Genomic DNA, 17608 nt, shown 5'->3' on the forward strand with positions numbered 1-17608 from the left:
CTTATCGAATGAAGATTGGGCGTTGACAGCAAAGCACCACCCCCCTATAATTTCGCTTCTCTGCTGTAGATGTTCCCCGATAGCTCAGTCGGTAGAGCGCCGGACTGTTAATCCGTAGGTCCCTGGTTCGAGCCCAGGTCGGGGAGCCAAGAGCTTCAACACGAAGTTTCTTCAAAAGCTCCAGCAAGCGTTGTTCAAAACCCAGTCTCTTGGCTGGGTTTTTCATCTCAGCTTCAGATGTTGTTAGTTGTTCCCCGATAGCTCAGTCGGTAGAGCGCCGGACTGTTAATCCGTAGGTCCCTGGTTCGAGCCCAGGTCGGGGAGCCAAAAAGGCTTCATCGCAGGATCCAGCAAAAGCCCAGTCTTTCGACCGGGCTTTTTGTTTTTGCGCGCCGGTTTTCTTCCCTCTACGCGTCATCACCGTCCAAGCGGAGTTCGTTTAACCGTTTGTATAATTTCTCTACGTCGATCAATGCATTAGATAATCGACAAGGAGAGAAACGATGCGCTGGGTCATCCTGTTGATCTTCATCGTCTGCGCGGCCTACACGCACTGGCGTGGCAAGGTTCGCCACGGTTTCTTCCGGCAGCTTTCCGACCATTCGACCTTCATGTCGCCGGTGAACGGCTTCGTCTACCTGTTCTCGCGCGTGCCGCCCACGCCGTATCTCCACACTTCCCTCTTCCCCGAACTCGCGCCGCTCAAGACGCACTGGCAAACCATCCGCGCCGAAGCCATGGCGCTGCACGAAGCCAGCAAGATCCAGGCGGCGGCCCAATACAACGACATCGGTTTCAATTCATTCTTCCGACGCGGCTGGCGACGCTTCTATCTCAAATGGTATGACCACCCGCATCCGTCGGCCGTGGTGCTGTGCCCGCAAACGCTCGCGATCCTGCAAGGCATTCCCACCGTCAAGGCGGCGATGTTCGCAATGCTGCCGCCTGGCGGCACACTGACGCTGCATCGCGATCCCTACGCGGGTTCGCTGCGCTATCACCTGGGCCTCGTCACGCCGAACAGCGACGGCTGCGCGATCGTCGTCGATGGCGAGCGCTACGCGTGGCATGACGGCGAAGAAGTCGTGTTCGACGAAACCTATCTGCACTGGGCGGAGAACAAGACCGAGGTGGAGCGCATCATCCTGTTCTGCGACATCGAGCGGCCGATGAAATATCGCTGGGCGCAGGCGGTCAATCACGTGGTCGGCGGTTTCCTGATGCGCGCGGCGGCGTCGCCGAACGAAGTCGGCGACCGCACCGGCGGCTTGAATCACGCGTTCAAGTATCTCTATTCGATCCGGCTCGTCGGCAAGCGCCTGAAGGCATGGAACCGGACCGTGTACTACATCGTCAAGTGGCTGCTGTTCGGCGGCATCGCGGTGGCGATCTTCTGGCGATACTGACGCTCCGCACACGCCGCTTCACGCGAGCCACACCAGCGTGAGCGAGCGCACGCCTTGCGCGCCGCGAATCAGCACGCCCTCGATATCCGCCGTCGCCGACGGCCCGGTCACCAGCACCGCATAGCGCGCCGTCCTGAAGTCATCGCGCCGGTAGACCTGCTGCAAGCCTTCCACGAGCTGCGCCGGATCGAGCAGCACGACCAGATGCTGGGCCAGATAGCCGATCGAGTTCACGACATATTCCTGCTCGCTGAACCACACCGAGCCGGTTTCCGCGACGCCGAAGCGCCCTCTGACGACCGCGACATCGACATCCTGGAGCGACGCCGGCACCGTATCCGCGGCGAGCGGCCGGTTCCCCGCGACACCCGGCACGGCCGACGCGATCACCTTCGCGTCCGCAAAGCGCGCGGCGATCAGCGCGTTCACGTCCTGCACACTCGATGCCTCGACACACGTGCCGCCCATCGCGGCAAGCGCCGTGCTGAAGCGCTCCTTCAGGTCGCCCGGCGGCGCCGGAAACAGCGGCACCTCCGGCCGCGGACGCGCGGCCGGCTGCGCCGCGCGGATCTTCGAGAGAAAAGCTTCGCGACTCGTCATTTGGCCGGCTTCCGGTTTTTCCTATACCACTCGTGAAAGGTCTCGGCGGGCGCTTCGGGCAGTTCGCGCTGGCGCCCCCAGATGTTGAGCGGGTTATAGAGCACGAAGTTGGGCAGACGCTTGAGCGCGCCGCCCAGCGACGCCACGCTCGCGCGATACAGCGTCGGGCTCGCCAGCAGCCGCCCCGCCATCTTGAGCACTTCCTGCTTGACGAAGGGCACCTCGTGTTTATCCGCGATCACCTCGCGCCACTTGTAGATCTGCTCGTGAATGTTCACCTTCACCGGACAGACGTTGGTGCAGCTGCCGTTCATCGTCGAGGCAAACGGCAGCGCGCTGTAGCGCTTCAGGTCGTGGGTCGGATTGATGATCGCGCCGATCGGCCCGGAATACGTACCGCCGTACGACAGCCCGCCGCTTCTTCGATACACCGGACACGTGTTCATGCACGCGCCGCAGCGGATGCACTTGAGCGAAAACCAGAAGTCGTCCATCGCCAGGCGCTCGGAGCGGCCGTTGTCGACGAGGATGAAGTGCATTTCCGTGCCCGGCCGCGGCTGGCGGAAATGCGAGGTGTATTGCGTGATCGGCGAGCCGAGCGCGCTGCGCGACAGCATGCGCACGAACACACCGAGATCCGCGATGGTCGGAATGATCTTCTCGATGCCGATCGACGCGATATGCAGCGGCGGCACGTTCGCCGACAGGTCCGCGTTGCCCTCGTTCGTGCACACAACAACCGTGCCCGTCTCCGCGACCGCGAAGTTGCAGCCGGTCATGCCGGCGGTCTTCTCGCGCACGAAATACGGCCGCGTGTTCATGCGCTGGCTTTCCGCGAGATAGTGGATGTCGCTGTTCGCGGGATCGGTGCCGATGGTGCGCCCGAACAGTTCCGCCACGTCCGCGCGCAGCTTGTGGACGGCCGGAACCACCATGTGGCTCGGATCCTGGTGATCGAGCTGCTGGATGCGCTCGCCGAGGTCCGTCTCCATCACCGTGATGCCGCGCGGCTCGAGATAGTCGCGCATGTAGCATTCGTCGGTGAGCATCGACTTGCTCTTCACGAGGGCGGTCATGCCGCGCTCGCTCATCAGTTGGTAGACGAGTTCGTTGTGTTCCTGCGCGTTCGCCGCGAAATGCACGGTCACGCCGTTCTTCCCGGCCTGATCGGCGAACTGCGCGAGGTAGACCGCGAGATGCGACAGCGTGTGTTCCTTGATGCCCGACGCCAGATCGCGCATGGTTTCCCATTCGGCGATGCCGTGCGATTGCGCATCGCGCTTGGTGCGCAAGTCCCACAGGCGCTTGTCGTGGAAAGCGACGTGATCCGGTTTCTGCAGGAACGCGCCGGCGGCCTTCGCGTGATCGATACGGATGGTCTTGCTCATGCGCGCGCTCCGTTCAGCACCTGCGCGATATGGATGAACTTCGCCTCGACCTTCATGCGGTCGGCGCAGCCCTGCTGATGCATCAGGCACGACATGTCGCCCGACACGATGTACTCCGCGCCCGCGCCGACGTGATCGCTCACCTTGTCCTGCCCCATGCGCACGGAGACGGCCGCCTCGGTCACGGAGAACGTGCCGCCGAAGCCGCAGCATTCGTCGGGACGCGCCGGCGCGACGAACTCGATGCCCTTCACGCCTTCCAGCAACGCGCGCGGCTTCGAGTACGGCGTGCCCGCAACTTCGGAATTCGACGTCTCGCGCAGATGCCGCACCGCGCTGCAACTGTTGTGCAGCCCGACGCGGTGCGGAAACTCGGCCCACGGAAACTCGCGCACGCCGAGCACGTCGTGGAGAAACTCGACCAGTTCGAACGTGCTGCGCCGCACTTTCTGCACGGCGCTGGTCTGCTCGATCGCGGTGAAATGCTCGCGCACGTGATGCGTGCAACTCGCCGACGGCCCCACCACGTAGTCATAGTCGGCGAAATTGCGCGCGAACACGCGTTCCGCGCCGGCGGCGTCCTTGTGCGCGCCGCTGTTGGCCATCGGCTGGCCGCAACAGGTCTGGTCCTGCGGATAGTCGACATCGAGTCCGAGCCGTTCGAGCAATTCCAGCGTGGCGATACCGACTTGCGGATAAAAGGCGTCGATGAAACAGGGCACGAAGAGGGCGACTTTCATGAGGACCGATGGCGGATGTCGATTGCGGGAAAGGGGGCGACGCTTCTTGGTAAGCTTGTTTGGTAAGCTTGGTCTGACCAAGACTTTAAAGAGATGCGTGTTTCGTGTCAAACTCGGGCAAATTCCGAGTTTTCACGTCCCGTCTGCATCAATCGATGACCTTCCAGCCCGTCCAATCGCATTCCTACGCCCGCGTGCGCATCTCGGACGTCGTGTCCGGACAGATCCGCGAGTTGATCTCGAACGGCACGCTGCTGCCCGGCCAGCGCCTGCCCGCCGAACGCGACCTGGCCGAACAGCTGAATGTGTCGCGTCCGTCGCTGCGCGAGGCGCTGATCCGGCTGGAATCCGATGGCTTCATCCGCGCGGCGGCGCGCGGGGGTTTCGTCGTATCGCACGTGACGGCGCCGCTGGTGTCGCGCCCGCTTGCCGCGTTGCTCGACCAGCAGCCGGACGCCAGCGCCGACGTGCTGGAACTGCGTCACGGGCTGGAAACGCTATCGACGGCCTACGCCGCCGAGCGCGCCACCGAGGCCGATCTGGCGCGCATCGCCGCCGCGTTCGGTGCGCTCGAGGCCGCGGTGGCCAGCAAGAGCACGCGCATCGCGGAAAAGGACGCGGCCTTCCATCTGGCCATCGCCGATGCCACGCACAACGTCGCGCTGACGCACGTCATGCATGGGTTGAACGAGCTGGTGCGCGAATCGATGCTGACGTCGCATCGGCTGGTCGACTACGACGACGAAGTCGAGGCCAATCTCATGGCGCAGCATCGCGCGATGTTCGATGCGATCGTCGCGCGCAACCCTGCACGGGCGCGGGAATGCGCGGGCGAGCATCTGGACTATGTGCGGACGCTGTATCGCGATCGGCCGGCGCGTAAGCGGGCATAACGGACATCAGCGAGCGCAAGCGTAATGATTACGTAAGCTCAAGATAGGACAGGACCTACAAAGCTTTCGGACTCGCACGGCTAACGTGCGTGCGCCGCCTTCGCGATACTGGAACCGTCAAAAACAAACACGCGAAGGAGGACAACATGCCTTACTTGCTCGGATGGCTGCTCGGCGTGCCGGTGGTGGTTCTGGTAATTCTCTACCTGATCTTCCATTGAACGGACCCGATGTGCGACACATCGAAAGAACCCAGGGGCGTCGATACAATACGACGCCCCTCTTCTTTTCCGGATGATGTCGATGAAGCGTCCCGTCCTCGCCTTCGCACTGCTGGCCTCCTTCTACGGCGCGGGACTCGCGCATGCCGAGGAGATCGCCAGCGTCAATACCAACTTCCGCTTCACGGGCTCTGACCGCGTGACCGTCGATGCCTACGACGATCCGCTCGTGCAAGGCGTGACCTGCTACGTTTCGCGGGCGCGCACGGGCGGTGTGAAGGGCACGCTGGGCATCGCGGAAGATCCGACCGAGGCGTCGATCGCCTGCCGGCAGGTCGGCCCGATCAAATTCTCCCAGCCGCTCAAGCAGAAGACCGACGTGTTCTCGGCCGGCATGTCGTTCATCTTCAAGACGCTGCATGTGGTGCGCGTGGTCGATACGAAGCGCAACACGCTCGTCTATCTCACCTACAGCGACCGCATCGCGACCGGCAGTCCGAAGAACAGCGTGACCGCCGTGCCCGTGCCGGAAGGCACGACGATACCGGTGAAGTGACAACGTTATAAACTTCCCGTTTCCTTTCTTCATCCGCCATTTCGCCTTTACGCCATGAACGCCGCCCATTTCCGCGATGCCGCACGCTACTGGCGCTCGCCGCTCGTGCCGGACGCGGACATGGTGACCGCGGAATACTACGACCACGAATTCACGCCGCACTGGCACGACGCCTACACGGTGCCGGTGATCGAGGCCGGCGCGGAATGCTTCGACTATCGCGGCGCGCATCATGTGGCGGAAACCGGCTCGGTGCCGGTGATCAATCCGGGCGAAGTGCATACCGGCGCGCGGGCGGTCGATGTCGGCTGGCGTTATCGCGTGTTCTATCTGCCGGTGCCGTTCGTCGAGGACCTGGCGCACGATCTGTGCGGACAACGCGCCGTCGCGCCCCGCTTTCCGGATGACATCATCCGCGACGCCGATCTGGCACGTCGTCTCGTGCATGCGCATCACCTGCTGGAGCGCGGCGCGGATCCGCTCGAGGCCGAACTGGCTCTCGTCGATGCCGTCACCACGCTGGTCGGACGGCACGCGCTGGAGCACACGGGGGCGCTGTCGCTCGCCGCCGACGCGCAACGCGTCGAAACCATGAAATCGCGTCTCGCCGACGACCTGCTCGAACCCGTCACGCTCGCCGAACTGGCGCGCACGGTGGGCCTGTCGACCTTTCACGCCGCCCGGCTGTTCGCGCGCACGACCGGTCTCGCGCCGCACGCGTGGCGCAACCAGATGCGTATCGTGCGGGCGCTCCCCGCGCTGCGTTCGGGCGCGTCGGTCACCGACGTCGCAGCGGCCAGCGGCTTCACCGACCAGAGTCACTTCACGCGCCACTTCAAGCGCGCGTTCGGCGTGCCGCCGGGCCGCTGGCGCTGAGCATCCGGAAAGAAGCACCGCAAAGAAGCGACGGCAAGCGCAAGAACGTACAAGCCATCCGGACACCGCGTTGCGTATCCTCGCTGTCACAGGAGGAAATCTTGAAGGCAACATCTGCACAATCGTCCGCCATGCAGTCCGCGCGGCACTCTACTCGACCGTCCGCGCCGCCATCCGGCCAGGCACTGCGCGAATTCGCCGCCGGCGCCCGCGACACCCTTCCGATGATGATCGGCGCCGCGCCCTTCGGCGTGATCTTCGGCACGCTCGTCACGGCCAGTCCGCTCTCGCTGTGGCACGGCCAGCTGATGTCGCTCGCCGTGTTCGCCGGGTCGGCGCAATTCATCGCGGTCGGCCTGATCGCGTCGCACGCGAGCTTCGCCGTCATCTGGGCGACGACGCTCGTCGTCAATCTCCGTCATGTGCTCTATTCCGCGACGCTTGCGCCGTATGTCGCGCATCTGCCGCGACGCTGGCGCTGGGCGCTCGCCGCCGTGCTCACCGACGAAGTCTTCGCCGTCGCCTACGCGCACTATCAGAAGCGCAATCCCGGCGAGATCGGACCGCACTATTTCTTCGGCTCCGGCGTCGCGATGTATCTGAACTGGCAAGCGTGGACGCTCATCGGCCTGCTGTTCGGCGCGGCGTTTCCCGGCCTCAAGTCGCTTGGACTCGACTTTGCGATGGTCGCCACCTTCATCGCGATCATCGTGCCGCAGCTCGTCGCGGTGCGCTTCGTCGCGGCGGCGCTGGCCTCGGGCGTGCTGTCGCTCGCGTGGCAGGACTGGCCGTACAAGCTGGGCCTGCTCGCGGCGGTGCTCGTGGGCGTGGCGGTCGGCATGATGCTCACGCTGCGGGACCAGCGCGCGCAACGCAAGCAAGCTTCGAAGGAGCACGCGCAATGAATGCTGCCTCGAACTACGTGCTGCTCATCCTCGGCATGGCCGTGGTCACCTTTACGATCCGCGCCGCCGTCTTCGTGCTCGGCGAACGTCTGCCCTTCCCGCCCATCGTGCGCACCGCGCTCTCGTTCGTGCCCGTGACGGTGCTGACTGCCATCATCGTGCCGATGACCGTCTCGCCGCACGGCACCGGCGCCGAGCTCACCTGGCGCAATCCGCAGCTGGTGGCGGCGCTCGTGGCGGTCATCGTGTGCGTGCTCAGCAAACGGCCGCTGCTGACCATTGCGGTGTCCCTGACCGTGTTCTTCGTCTGGCAACTGCTGGTGTTGCGCTAACGTTTTCCCTCCATCGGCGTGCAAACCGCCTTCAAAAAGCGCCAAGAAAGCCTCAAGTTCCCGGAACCCGCGCCGATATCAGAAGCGAATGGCCTCCGCTCACAGAAGCGGCGCCACCAGCATCACCTGCTTCCGGCGTATCCGGAAGCGGAACCGGGAACCAACATGCGTCAAATCACCCTTTCGCTCCGCGAAGAGACGATCGCTTCCTTGCAGCGCGACTTCGACGCCTTCCTGCGTCTGTCGCTGAAGCTGGATCCGCAGTTCGTCACACCGTCGTTCGAAGACTTCTTGCGAGCGATCCTGCTCGACAACCACACGCCGCTCACCGAGCAGGCCGTGCAGCGCATGCTCTCGCACGGCCAGTACGCGTGGGCCAAGCGCGCGCTCGACAAGGAGTTTCCGGATGTCGTCGAGATCCTGATCCGGCAGGCGGCCGAACATGGCTTCGCGTTCGCGATTCGCGCCGACTGGACCGCGGAAGATCTCGTCAAGGCCTCGCGCGAATGGGCGGCGGCCATCGTCACCGAAGCCAAGGGCGACGTATCGCAAGTGGACATGCTGGCCTCGCAGATCAAGTCCGCGGCGGCGGACATTCGCGAAGTGGAAGAGAAGATGCAGACGCCCGCATGGCGGCTCGCCGATTCGCTGCGCCAGCGCGTCTACGAAATGAAGATTTCGGTGGAAACGAGCATCGGCTCGACGGCGCGCGAGAAGCTCGGTGAACTGCGCTGTCTGCTGCGGCTCGGCATCGTGTATGGCTCGATCCAGAAGCAGGAAGCGCAGCAAGTGCTCGAAATGCTGCGCTCGCTGCGCCCGGAACTGTTCGTCGAAGAGCCTTACGACGGCTACACGCGCTTCGCCGCCTGGCTGCGCAGCATTTTCTCGCCGCCGCGCACGCCGCGCGCCTCGCGCGCGCAGCGCTGATCGCGCGCCCGTCTTACTCCCACATCCCCTTCAGGCGCGCCGCGATATCCAGCTTGGCCTTCGCGGCTGCCGCCAGCCCCGCGGCTGTCGGCGCCGTGGGCGCGATCACCGGCGGCCAGGCCGCCGTCTCGAACTGCGGCAGCAGATGCGGCGGAATGAAGCGCGTACGCTGCGCCCACACGTGGCGGTCGCCGAGATGCGTCTGGTTGTGCACGTAGAAGCGCTGCGGCGTGATGACATGCAGGTCTTCCTTCGCACGCGTCATCGCGACATACAGCAGGCGCCGCTCTTCATCGATTTCCTCGTCGCTGCCCGTGCCCAGGTCGGACGGAATGCAGCCGTCCACGCCGTTCAGCACGAACACGTTGCGCCATTCCTGGCCCTTGGCCGAATGGATGGTCGAGAGGATCAGATAGTCTTCGTCCAGCAGCGGCACGCCGGATTCGTCGCTGGTTGCGTCGGGCGGATCGAGCGTGAGTTCGGTGAGGAAGCGTTCGCGCGTCGGATACGTCGACGCAATGCTCTCCATCTGCAGCACGTCGCCGATACGGATCGCCGCGTCCTCGTGATTGCGTTCGAGATGCGGCTCATACCAGCGGCGGATCATTTCGAACTCGGCGGGCCAGCCCGATTCGCGGCCGCACAGCTTCGCCATCAGCCCGACGAAACGCGGCCAGTCCTCGCTGGCGCGCGCCGGCGCCTGGAAACCGGCGATGGCCTGCGACGCCACTGCCTGCGGCGCGCTCACGCTGTCGAGCAGCCGCCCGGCCAGCGCCGGCCCGATACCCGGCAGCAACTGCGCGACGCGAAAGCCCGCGACGCGGTCGCGCGGATTCCCGGCCCAGCGCAGCACGGCGAGCACGTCCTTGACGTGGATCGAATCGAGGAACTTGAGGCCGCCGAACTTCACGAACGGAATGTTGCGCCGCGTGAGTTCGATCTCGAGCGTGGCGCTGTGATGAGCCGCGCGGAACAGCACCGCCTGCGACTTGAGCTTCATGCCGCCTTCGCGCGCCTCCAGCACTTTCTCGACGACATAGCGCGCCTGATCGGCTTCATCGGCGACGCTGACGACGCGCGGCTTCTGCGCCGACGCCTTGTCGGTCCACAGGTTCTTCGTATAGCGCTCGGATGCGAGCCCGATCACCGCGTTCGACGCTTCGAGGATCGGCTGCGTCGAGCGGTAGTTGCGATCCAGCGTGACGCTGGCGGCGGGCGGGTCGAAATGTCCGGGGAAGTCGAGAATGTTGCGCACCGTCGCGCCGCGAAACGAGTAGATGGACTGCGCATCGTCGCCGACGACGGTCAGGCCGCGCCCGTCCGGCTTCATCGCGAGCAGGATGGACGCCTGCAGGCGGTTGGTGTCCTGGTATTCGTCGACGAGCACGTGATCGAAACGGCTCGACAAGTCCGCCGCAACCGACGGCTCCGCCGCGAGATGCGACCAGTAGAGCAGCAGGTCGTCGTAGTCGAGCACGCTTTGCGACTGCTTGGCGTTCACATACGCGGCGAACAGGCGCTTCAGGTCGGCTTCCCACTCGCGGCACCAGGGAAACGACTGATCGAGCACCGTGGCCAGCGACGCGCCGGTGTTCACGACGCGCGAGTAGATCGAAAAGCAGGTGGACTTGGCCGGGAAGCGCTTTTCCTTCGACGACAGGCCGAGCTCGTGGCGCACGAGATTCATCAGGTCGGCGGAGTCTTCGCGGTCGTTGATGGTGAACGACGGCGCAAGTCCGACAAGATCGGCGTGATCGCGCAGCAGCCGCGCGCCGACGCTGTGGAAGGTGCCCGACCAGGTCAGTCCCTGCGCGATGGCGCTGCGCGTGCCGAGCGCCTGGGTGGCGATGCGCGTCACGCGCCGGGTCATTTCGAGGGCGGCGCGGCGCGAAAAGGTGAGCAGCAGGATGCGATGCGGGTCCGCGCCCTTCACCAGCAAGTGCGCGACGCGATGCGCGAGCGTATTGGTCTTGCCGGATCCCGCGCCCGCGATGACGAGCAGCGGGCCGCCACGGCGATCAGGTTCATCGACACCGAATTCGACCGCCTGGCGCTGCGCCTCGTTGAGCTTCGCGAGATAGTCCGCGACTTGTCTGGCGGTGGCATCGGCAGCGGTGTCGGCGGTATCGGGGAGCGTGAGCACGGGAACAAGGACGGGCGGGAAAAGAGTGACGCACACTGTATATCCATACAAGCTTTGCGCGCAAGTCTTTGCCAGGGCTCAGCTTTTGGCCCCAAAAAGAAACAAGCCCGGTTCGTCGGGAACCGGGCTCGCCGTGCTGCTCGATGCGTTCAGACGATCAGTCCGCCTTCTTCGCGTTCTTCAGCTTCGCGTCCGCAGCGGCTTCGTTGGCTTCGGACTGGGCTTCGGTCTTCTTCTTGTCGGCCTTGGCCTGCGCGACAGCCGCGTCCTTGTCGGCCGACGCCTGCTTCTTCGCCGCTTTCTGATCGGCCTTCGTCATCGGCGCGTCGCTGGTGGTCTGCGCGAACGAAACCGCGCTCGCGCTGGCCAGCGTCGCCGCGACGAGCGCGGCCAGGAATGCCTTCGATCCTTGCTTCATAAGTCCTCCCTTGAACGTTTCCGCCTGGACAGCGACTCGCTTAGTGATCCGCTTAGTGCTGCAGTCCCGTGTCCTTCGGCGTGCTCGGCTCGGTGGCGTTCAGTTCGGCCTTGGCGGCGTCCTTGTCGGCCTTGCGATTGATCTTCGCGTTCTTGACCTCTTCCTTGTAGTCGGCCTTGGCCTGCTGGCGCTGCGCCTTCAGTTCGGCCTTCGACGCCTTCTTCGACGCGCGGTACTCCGCGTTGGCCTGTGCGTTGGCGTTGCGGCGCTGCACGAGCGGATCGGTCGGAGCGGGCGCGACGAGGTTCTGCGGCGCCGGCGTCGCCGGTTGCTGGACCTGCGCGGGCATGGCGTTGCCGGGCATCTGGTTCGACATCTGGCCCGGCGCCGGCTGCATGGTCTGCGCCTGTGCGGGCGGGGGCGTCATGGGGGCCGGCTGCGTGCTTTGCGCAAAGGCGCTCGAAGCAGCGAGCGTGGCAATGGCGGTACCGATCAACAGATTGCGAGCTTGAGTCATGAGCGTGTCCTCTCTCTGGTTTGTGTGCCGCCGGAATGCTGTCCGCGCGGCGTTTGTCGATTTGGAAAGATGACCGAAGCTGTTTCAGTCAATTCGTCGGACCCCTCGGTGCGCGGACGAGTTCTCCGAAAGCTGTCATTGTTACCGACGGTTTCATCTGGCTACATTTGCCAACCAGACTGCTTTCGAACCGTTTACCGGGGTCCCGTTTGCAAGGAGCACGGCGCATGCCCGGCGCGTGGCGCCGGTGGTTTATGATGGACGTCTCCTTCCTGCAATCCTGCTTCGCCCGTCCATGCCGTCACTCCAATTCACCCTCACGGGCGACTTCGTCGAACTTCACAACCTGCTCAAGCTGATGGGTCTCGCAGACAGCGGCGGCTCCGCGAAAGCGCGCGTCGCCATGGGCGATGTCACCGTCGACGGCCACGTGGAACTGCGCAAGACGTGCAAGATCCGCGCGGGCCAGGTCGTCAAGCTCGACGGCCAGACCATCCGCGTGCGCGCGCCCGAGTGACGCATCGCGAAGTTTGAGCGTACGCGTCACGCGCTTGCCAAAAGCCCGGCATAAGCCGGCGCGTCATCGACAGGCCGCACGCGACGCAATAAGCTTGTCATCTTTCGTTTCGCGGCCTGGCCCCGAGAACGGCGCGGAATAATCCTGACGTCGGCACGGTCAGGAAGCTTGCGTCCCCACGCCGCGCCGCCACGCCGCCGCGTCCTCTCCGTTCGATTCGCTCTCAACCATGCAAGCCCAGACCACGCGCGCGCAGCGCGCGCATCAAGGACCGCCGAGCCTCACCCGTCACGCCGCCGACACCGCGCGCCTCGCGGCGCCGCTCGCCATCGCGCAGCTCTCGCAGATGGCGATGGGCGTCACCGACACCATCCTGCTCGGCTCGCTCGGTCCCGATGCGCTCGCCGCCGGCGGCCTCGGCGCGAATCTCTTCTTCGTCGTCGTGACGCTGCTGCAGGGCGTGCTGACGTCGGTGTCGGTATCGGTCGCGCATGCACGCGGCGCCAACGCCGACGAGCGCGTGCCGAGCATCTACTGGACCGGTTTCGTGCTCTCGCTGCTGCTCGCGGTGCCCGCCTTCGTGCTGCTGTCCTATGCCGAAGCCATCCTGCTCGCGTTCCACGAACCGGCGCTGCTGGCGAAGAACGTCGGCGAATACTGCGCGGTGCTGCGCTGGGGCACGCCCGGCAGTTTGATCGGCGTCGGCATGATGCGCGCGTTCCTGCCGGCCATCGGTGCGGCGCGCAGGTTGCTGTGGGTGTCGATCGGCGGGGTGTTCGTCAACGGCTTCCTCAACTACGGCCTGATTCACGGCGCCTACGGCCTGCCGCGCGAAGGCTTTCTCGGCTCCGCCGCCGCGACCACCATCACCGTCTGGCTGATCGCGCTCGCACTCGTCGCGTTCCTGCATTTGCGGCCGCGCTACCGCCATTTCGTCACGCGCACGCGGCCGCGCCTGCCGCTGATGAGCGAACTGTTCGGCATCGGCTGGCCGGTTGCGATCACCTACGGCGTCGAATCCACCCTCTTCCTCGCCACCGGCATGATGGTCGGCCTGCTCGGCGAAGCGCCGCTGGCCGCGCACCAGATCGCGCTCAACGTGGCGTCGGTGGCGTTCATGGTGCCGCTCGCGATCGGTCAGGCGGCGAACGTGCGCGTCGGCTACTGGGTCGGCGCGGGCGTGCCGGTCGCCGCGCGCCATGCGGGCTTCGTCGCGCTGGCGCTGGGCGTCGGCTTCATGATGTGCTCCGGCCTCGTGCTGATCACGGTGCCGCACGCGATCGTCGGCCTCTACCTGAAGCTCGACGATCCCGCCAATGCCCGCACCGTCGCGCTCGCTGCCTCGCTGCTTGGCGTGGCGGCGGTGTTCCAGATCGTCGACGGCATGCAGACCGTCGGCTCGGGCTGCCTGCGCGGCCTGCGCGACACCCGCGTGCCGATGCTCGCGGCCGCGTTCGGCTACTGGGGCGTCGGCTTTCCGACGGGCTATGTCCTCGCGTTTCACTTCGAACTGGGCGCGAAGGGCTTGTGGTGGGGACTCGCGGCCGGGCTCGCAAGTGTCGCCGCGCTGATGACGCTGCGGTTTCACCGGATCAGCCGGCGGTTCATCGAAACGGGCGCGGCCCCGAACCCGGACGCCGCCGATGCCAGCGCCGCCCCGCACGGCCACGCCTGATGCCTGATAAGCAAATGAGCTACATGACGAAATGCATGGCACGAATGCTTGGTTGGTGCGCCGCTCGTCCATGGTTACGATGAATCCGTCTCCTCCTTGAGACATCTGTGACAGGGGTTGTCAGCCCGCCTTCGACCAGGCGGGCTTTTTTTTCGTCACACGCTTTCGCCGACTTCCTCGTTCGCCATGCCACCGACGTCCGCAGGGCTGTTTCACGATTCCCCTTAGAATTGTTTCGATGACGTGGCGGGAGAACGCTTCTTGCTACGACGCTTCGTCCGCCACGCGCACCAGAGCACAAGCGACGGACGAGTCGAGACAACGAGAACGAGGAATCGAAGTGTCGGAAAGCCGGGGAATGCAGCGAGCAGCACGGCGTGGCGCGCCGGGCGTGCGAAAGGGTCGGCGCATTGCGCCGCGAGGAATCATTACAGGCGTGCGCGGCCTGGCCGCGGCGCTGCTGGCCGTCACGCTGCTCGGCGCCTGCGCCACGCGCCCGCCCGCGACGGCGTTCGACCGTCCGGCAAGCCAGGCCCTCCCGCCCGATACCGCGACGCCGCTCGAAGCCGCGCTGACGCCGCTCGAACGCCAACATCCGGAGCAGTCCGCGGTGCGTCTGCTGCCGACCGGTACCGACGCGCTCCAGGCCCGCATCGCGCTCGCCCGCGCGGCGACGAAGACGCTGGACATGCAGTACTACATTGCCGAGGAAGACAACACCGGCAAGCTGCTGCTCGGCGCGGCGCTGTATGCGGCGGATCGCGGCGTGCGCGTGCGGATGCTGGTCGACGACCTGAATTTCAAGGACATCGACCGGATCATGGCGGCGCTCAATTCGCACGACAAGATCGAGATCCGCGTCTTCAACCCGTACGGCAGCGCGCAGCGCAGCTTTGCCGAGCGCACGCAGAATTTCTTCACGAACCTGAATCACTTCACGCGCCGGATGCACAACAAGGCGATGATCGCGGACAACCAGATCGCGATCGTCGGCGGCCGCAATCTCGGCGACGAATACTTCAGCGCGAGTCCGACGCTGCAGTTCCGCGACCTGGACGTGTTCGCCGCCGGTCCCGTCACGCAGAAGATCTCCGCGAGCTTCGACGACTACTGGAACAGCCCGCTCTCCTACCCGCTGCGCGCGCTGAACAAGCAGAAGTTCGACCCCGCCGAGCTCGACAAGACCCGCGACGACCTGCGCGCGCACTGGCGCGCCCAGGCGGACCCGCTGAACGCCAAGCCGCTCAACGCGACGCCGCTGGCCCGGCAGATCGCGCGCGGGGAAATGGGCCTGGTCTGGGCGCCGACGGAGTTCTGGGTGGATTCGCCATCCAAGATCGAGCATCCGAGCGACGACTACCAGAGCCCGCCGATGAACCGCCTCGCGGAACTGCTCAAGCAGGCGCAGCGCGAGTTCCTGATCATTTCGCCCTACTTCGTGCCGCACGACGCCGGCGTGAACATCCTCTCCGACGTGACGAAGCGTCGCGTGCGCGTCGCGGTGCTGACCAATTCGCTTGCCGCAACCGATGCCGTCGCGGTGCAGGCGGGCTACGCGCCGTATCGGATTCCGCTGTTGCAGCACGGCGTGGAACTGTACGAATTCAAGCCGCTGCAGGTGGCGGGCGAAGGCAGTCCGCGCGCGGGCCTGTTCGGCTCGCAGTCGCGCGCCAGCCTGCATGCCAAGGCCTATGTGATCGATCGGAGTATCCTCGTGATCGGCTCCATGAATCTCGATCCGCGCTCGGCGAAACTGAACACCGAACTCGCGCTCGTGATCCACGACGCGTCCATCGCCAGCCAGGCCGCCCAGCTGTTCGACCACGGCACCGATCCGAAAGTCAGCTGGCGGGTCCAGCTCGCCACAGCGGCCGTCACCGAGGAGCTGCGGCGCACGGGAGCACCGCAATCGGGGCTCGTGTGGACCGCCGAGCAGGACGGCAGCCTCGTCACCTGGAATTTCGATCCCGAAGCAGGGTTATATCGCAATGCGATGACCGGCCTGTTTATGCTGTTGCCCGTCGACAAGCAGCTTTGATCCAACTTCGTAAGGACTTTCGAGCCATGACACAGAACGCGCAAGGCGACGTACGGATGGAGAAGGACACGTTCGGCGAGATCGCCGTGCCGAACGCCAAACTCTGGGGCGCGCAGACGCAGCGCTCGTTGCAGAACTTCAAGATTTCGACGGAAAAGCAGTCGCCCGAGCTGATCACGGCGCTCGCCGTCATCAAGCACGCCGCCGCCGAGGTGAACGACGAGCTGAAACAGCTCGACTCGAAGAAGGCGAAGGCGATCATGCAGGCCGCGCAGGAGATCATCGACGGCAAGCATCCCGACGAATTCCCGCTCGCCGTGTGGCAGACCGGCTCGGGCACGCAGACCAACATGAACCTCAACGAGGTCATCGCGAACCGCGCGAGCGAGATCCTCGGCGGTGCGCGCGGCGAAGAGCGTCTCGTGCATCCGAACGACGACGTCAACCGCGGCCAGTCGTCCAACGACGTCTTCCCGACCGCGATGCACGTCGCCGCCGCCTACGGCATCGTCAAGCATCTGGTGCCGGCGCTCAAGACGCTGCGCAACACGCTCGACGAGAAGTCGAAGGCGTTCGCCAAGATCGTGAAGATCGGCCGCACGCACCTGCAGGACGCGACGCCCCTCACGCTCGGACAGGAATTCTCAGGCTATGTCGCGCAGCTCGACCAGGGCATCCGCCACGTCGAGGCGACGCTGCCGCACCTGTACCAGCTGGCGCAGGGCGGCACGGCGGTCGGCACGGGGCTGAACGCGCATCCGCAGTTCGCGGGCAAGGTGGCGGCGGCGATCGGCAAGCTCACCGGCCTGCCCTTCGAGACCGCGCCGAACAAGTTCGAGGTGATGGCCGCCGCCGATGCGCTCGTCGCCGCGCATGGCGCGCTGAAGACCGTCGCGGCGAGCCTGATGAAGATCGCCAACGACGTGCGCTGGCTCGCAAGCGGTCCGCGCTGCGGCCTCGGCGAACTGTCGATTCCCGAGAACGAGCCGGGCAGCTCGATCATGCCGGGCAAGGTCAACCCGACGCAGTCCGAAGCCGTGACCATGCTGTGCTGTCAGGTCTTCGGCAATGACGTCGCGGTGAATTTCGGCGGCGCGAGCGGTAACTTCGAGCTGAACGTGTTCCGGCCGATGATCGCGCACAACGTGCTGCAGTCCATCCGCCTGCTCGCCGACGGCGCGCACAGCTTCAACGACAACTGCGCGGTGGGCATCGAGCCGAACGAGAAGCGCATCGACAGCCTGCTCAACGAATCGCTGATGCTGGTCACGGCGCTGAATCCGCATATCGGCTACGACAAGGCCGCGAAGATCGCGAAGAAGGCGCACAAGGAAGGCACGACGCTGAAGGCGTCCGCGCTGGCGCTCGGCTTCGTCACCGAGCAGCAGTTCGACGAATGGGTCAAGCCGGGCGACATGGTCGGCGAGCAATAACGCGCGTCGTTCCGGCCATGCGG

At 65.1% G+C, this 17608-nt stretch carries 17 protein-coding genes and 2 tRNA genes; 13 read left to right on the forward strand and 6 right to left on the reverse strand.

Features of this window, described 5'->3' with window-relative positions; translation table 11 throughout:
* Nucleotides 1-73 precede the first annotated feature (73 nt).
* The 3 genes from QCE83_RS09840 to lpxO all read left to right on the forward strand — a co-directional run bounded on the left by QCE83_RS09840 (nucleotide 74) and on the right by lpxO (nucleotide 1406).
* Nucleotides 74-149 (forward strand) — tRNA-Asn (locus tag QCE83_RS09840).
* Between the two features lie 102 nt (nucleotides 150-251).
* Nucleotides 252-327, forward strand: a tRNA-Asn gene (locus tag QCE83_RS09845).
* A gap of 176 nt (nucleotides 328-503) precedes the next feature.
* Nucleotides 504-1406 (forward strand): lipid A hydroxylase LpxO, encoded by a 903-nt coding sequence (gene lpxO / locus QCE83_RS09850; RefSeq protein ID WP_309809192.1) that lies wholly within the window; start codon nucleotides 504-506, stop codon nucleotides 1404-1406.
* An 18-nt stretch (nucleotides 1407-1424) separates the two neighbouring features.
* Here lpxO and QCE83_RS09855 read toward each other — a convergent pair whose 3' ends face one another.
* From QCE83_RS09855 to QCE83_RS09865, 3 genes are read right to left on the reverse strand one after another with little or no spacing between them, the layout of a single operon-like run.
* The gene (locus QCE83_RS09855; protein ID WP_309809194.1) at nucleotides 1425-2006 is read right to left on the reverse strand and encodes an LUD domain-containing protein; all 582 of its coding nucleotides are present in this window, start codon (nucleotides 2004-2006) and stop codon (nucleotides 1425-1427) included.
* Nucleotides 2003-3394: an LUD domain-containing protein gene (locus tag QCE83_RS09860; protein ID WP_309809197.1), complete on the reverse strand. Its 1392-nt coding sequence runs from the start codon at nucleotides 3392-3394 to the stop codon at nucleotides 2003-2005. The genes QCE83_RS09855 and QCE83_RS09860 overlap by 4 nt, the downstream gene beginning before the upstream one ends.
* Nucleotides 3391-4134 (reverse strand): (Fe-S)-binding protein, encoded by a 744-nt coding sequence (locus QCE83_RS09865; protein ID WP_309809199.1) that lies wholly within the window; start codon nucleotides 4132-4134, stop codon nucleotides 3391-3393. Before QCE83_RS09865 ends, QCE83_RS09860 begins: the two co-directional genes overlap by 4 nt.
* 155 nt (nucleotides 4135-4289) lie before the next feature.
* Here QCE83_RS09865 and QCE83_RS09870 point away from each other — a divergent pair, with 155 nt between their 5' ends.
* The 6 genes from QCE83_RS09870 (at nucleotide 4290) to QCE83_RS09895 (ending at nucleotide 8844) form a co-directional block, all read left to right on the forward strand.
* Complete coding sequence (locus tag QCE83_RS09870) at nucleotides 4290-5027, forward strand: FCD domain-containing protein (RefSeq protein WP_309809201.1); 738 nt, start codon at nucleotides 4290-4292, stop codon at nucleotides 5025-5027.
* A gap of 303 nt (nucleotides 5028-5330) precedes the next feature.
* The gene (locus QCE83_RS09875) at nucleotides 5331-5804 is read left to right on the forward strand and encodes a CreA family protein (RefSeq protein ID WP_309809203.1); all 474 of its coding nucleotides are present in this window, start codon (nucleotides 5331-5333) and stop codon (nucleotides 5802-5804) included.
* Nucleotides 5805-5858: 54 nt separating this feature from the next.
* Nucleotides 5859-6680: an AraC family transcriptional regulator gene (locus QCE83_RS09880; RefSeq protein ID WP_309809206.1), complete on the forward strand. Its 822-nt coding sequence runs from the start codon at nucleotides 5859-5861 to the stop codon at nucleotides 6678-6680.
* Between the two features lie 131 nt (nucleotides 6681-6811).
* Nucleotides 6812-7585 (forward strand): AzlC family ABC transporter permease, encoded by a 774-nt coding sequence (locus QCE83_RS09885; RefSeq protein WP_309811627.1) that lies wholly within the window; start codon nucleotides 6812-6814, stop codon nucleotides 7583-7585.
* Complete coding sequence (locus QCE83_RS09890; RefSeq protein ID WP_309809208.1) at nucleotides 7582-7917, forward strand: AzlD domain-containing protein; 336 nt, start codon at nucleotides 7582-7584, stop codon at nucleotides 7915-7917. The genes QCE83_RS09885 and QCE83_RS09890 overlap by 4 nt, the downstream gene beginning before the upstream one ends.
* 165 nt (nucleotides 7918-8082) lie before the next feature.
* The gene (locus QCE83_RS09895) at nucleotides 8083-8844 is read left to right on the forward strand and encodes a DUF4088 family protein (protein WP_309809209.1); all 762 of its coding nucleotides are present in this window, start codon (nucleotides 8083-8085) and stop codon (nucleotides 8842-8844) included.
* A gap of 13 nt (nucleotides 8845-8857) precedes the next feature.
* On the opposite strand, the gene QCE83_RS09900 is transcribed toward QCE83_RS09895, so the two are convergent.
* The 3 genes from QCE83_RS09900 to QCE83_RS09910 form a co-directional block, all read right to left on the reverse strand.
* Complete coding sequence (locus QCE83_RS09900; RefSeq protein WP_309811629.1) at nucleotides 8858-10987, reverse strand: ATP-dependent helicase; 2130 nt, start codon at nucleotides 10985-10987, stop codon at nucleotides 8858-8860.
* Nucleotides 10988-11144: 157 nt separating this feature from the next.
* Nucleotides 11145-11405, reverse strand: a complete 261-nt coding sequence (locus tag QCE83_RS09905; protein ID WP_309809211.1) for a hypothetical protein — start codon at nucleotides 11403-11405, stop codon at nucleotides 11145-11147.
* 52 nt (nucleotides 11406-11457) lie between these two features.
* Nucleotides 11458-11922, reverse strand: coding sequence for a hypothetical protein (locus QCE83_RS09910; protein WP_309809213.1), 465 nt, complete (start codon nucleotides 11920-11922; stop codon nucleotides 11458-11460).
* 295 nt (nucleotides 11923-12217) lie between these two features.
* On the opposite strand from QCE83_RS09910, the gene QCE83_RS09915 reads away from it, so the two are divergent.
* The 4 genes from QCE83_RS09915 to fumC all read left to right on the forward strand — a co-directional run bounded on the left by QCE83_RS09915 (nucleotide 12218) and on the right by fumC (nucleotide 17585).
* Nucleotides 12218-12439 carry an RNA-binding S4 domain-containing protein gene (locus QCE83_RS09915; RefSeq protein WP_309809215.1) on the forward strand — a complete coding sequence of 74 codons (222 nt, stop codon included), beginning with the start codon at nucleotides 12218-12220 and terminating at the stop codon, nucleotides 12437-12439.
* Nucleotides 12440-12668: 229 nt separating this feature from the next.
* Nucleotides 12669-14114: an MATE family efflux transporter gene (locus QCE83_RS09920; protein WP_309809217.1), complete on the forward strand. Its 1446-nt coding sequence runs from the start codon at nucleotides 12669-12671 to the stop codon at nucleotides 14112-14114.
* A 358-nt stretch (nucleotides 14115-14472) separates the two neighbouring features.
* Nucleotides 14473-16152: a phospholipase D family protein gene (locus QCE83_RS09925; RefSeq protein WP_309809219.1), complete on the forward strand. Its 1680-nt coding sequence runs from the start codon at nucleotides 14473-14475 to the stop codon at nucleotides 16150-16152.
* 26 nt (nucleotides 16153-16178) lie between these two features.
* On the forward strand, nucleotides 16179-17585 hold the full coding sequence (gene fumC / locus QCE83_RS09930; RefSeq protein WP_309809221.1) for a class II fumarate hydratase: 1407 nt from the start codon (nucleotides 16179-16181) through the stop codon (nucleotides 17583-17585).
* Nucleotides 17586-17608 lie beyond the last annotated feature (23 nt).

It is taken from the genome of Caballeronia sp. LZ034LL (assembly GCF_031451215.1).
GTDB lineage: Bacteria > Pseudomonadota > Gammaproteobacteria > Burkholderiales > Burkholderiaceae > Caballeronia.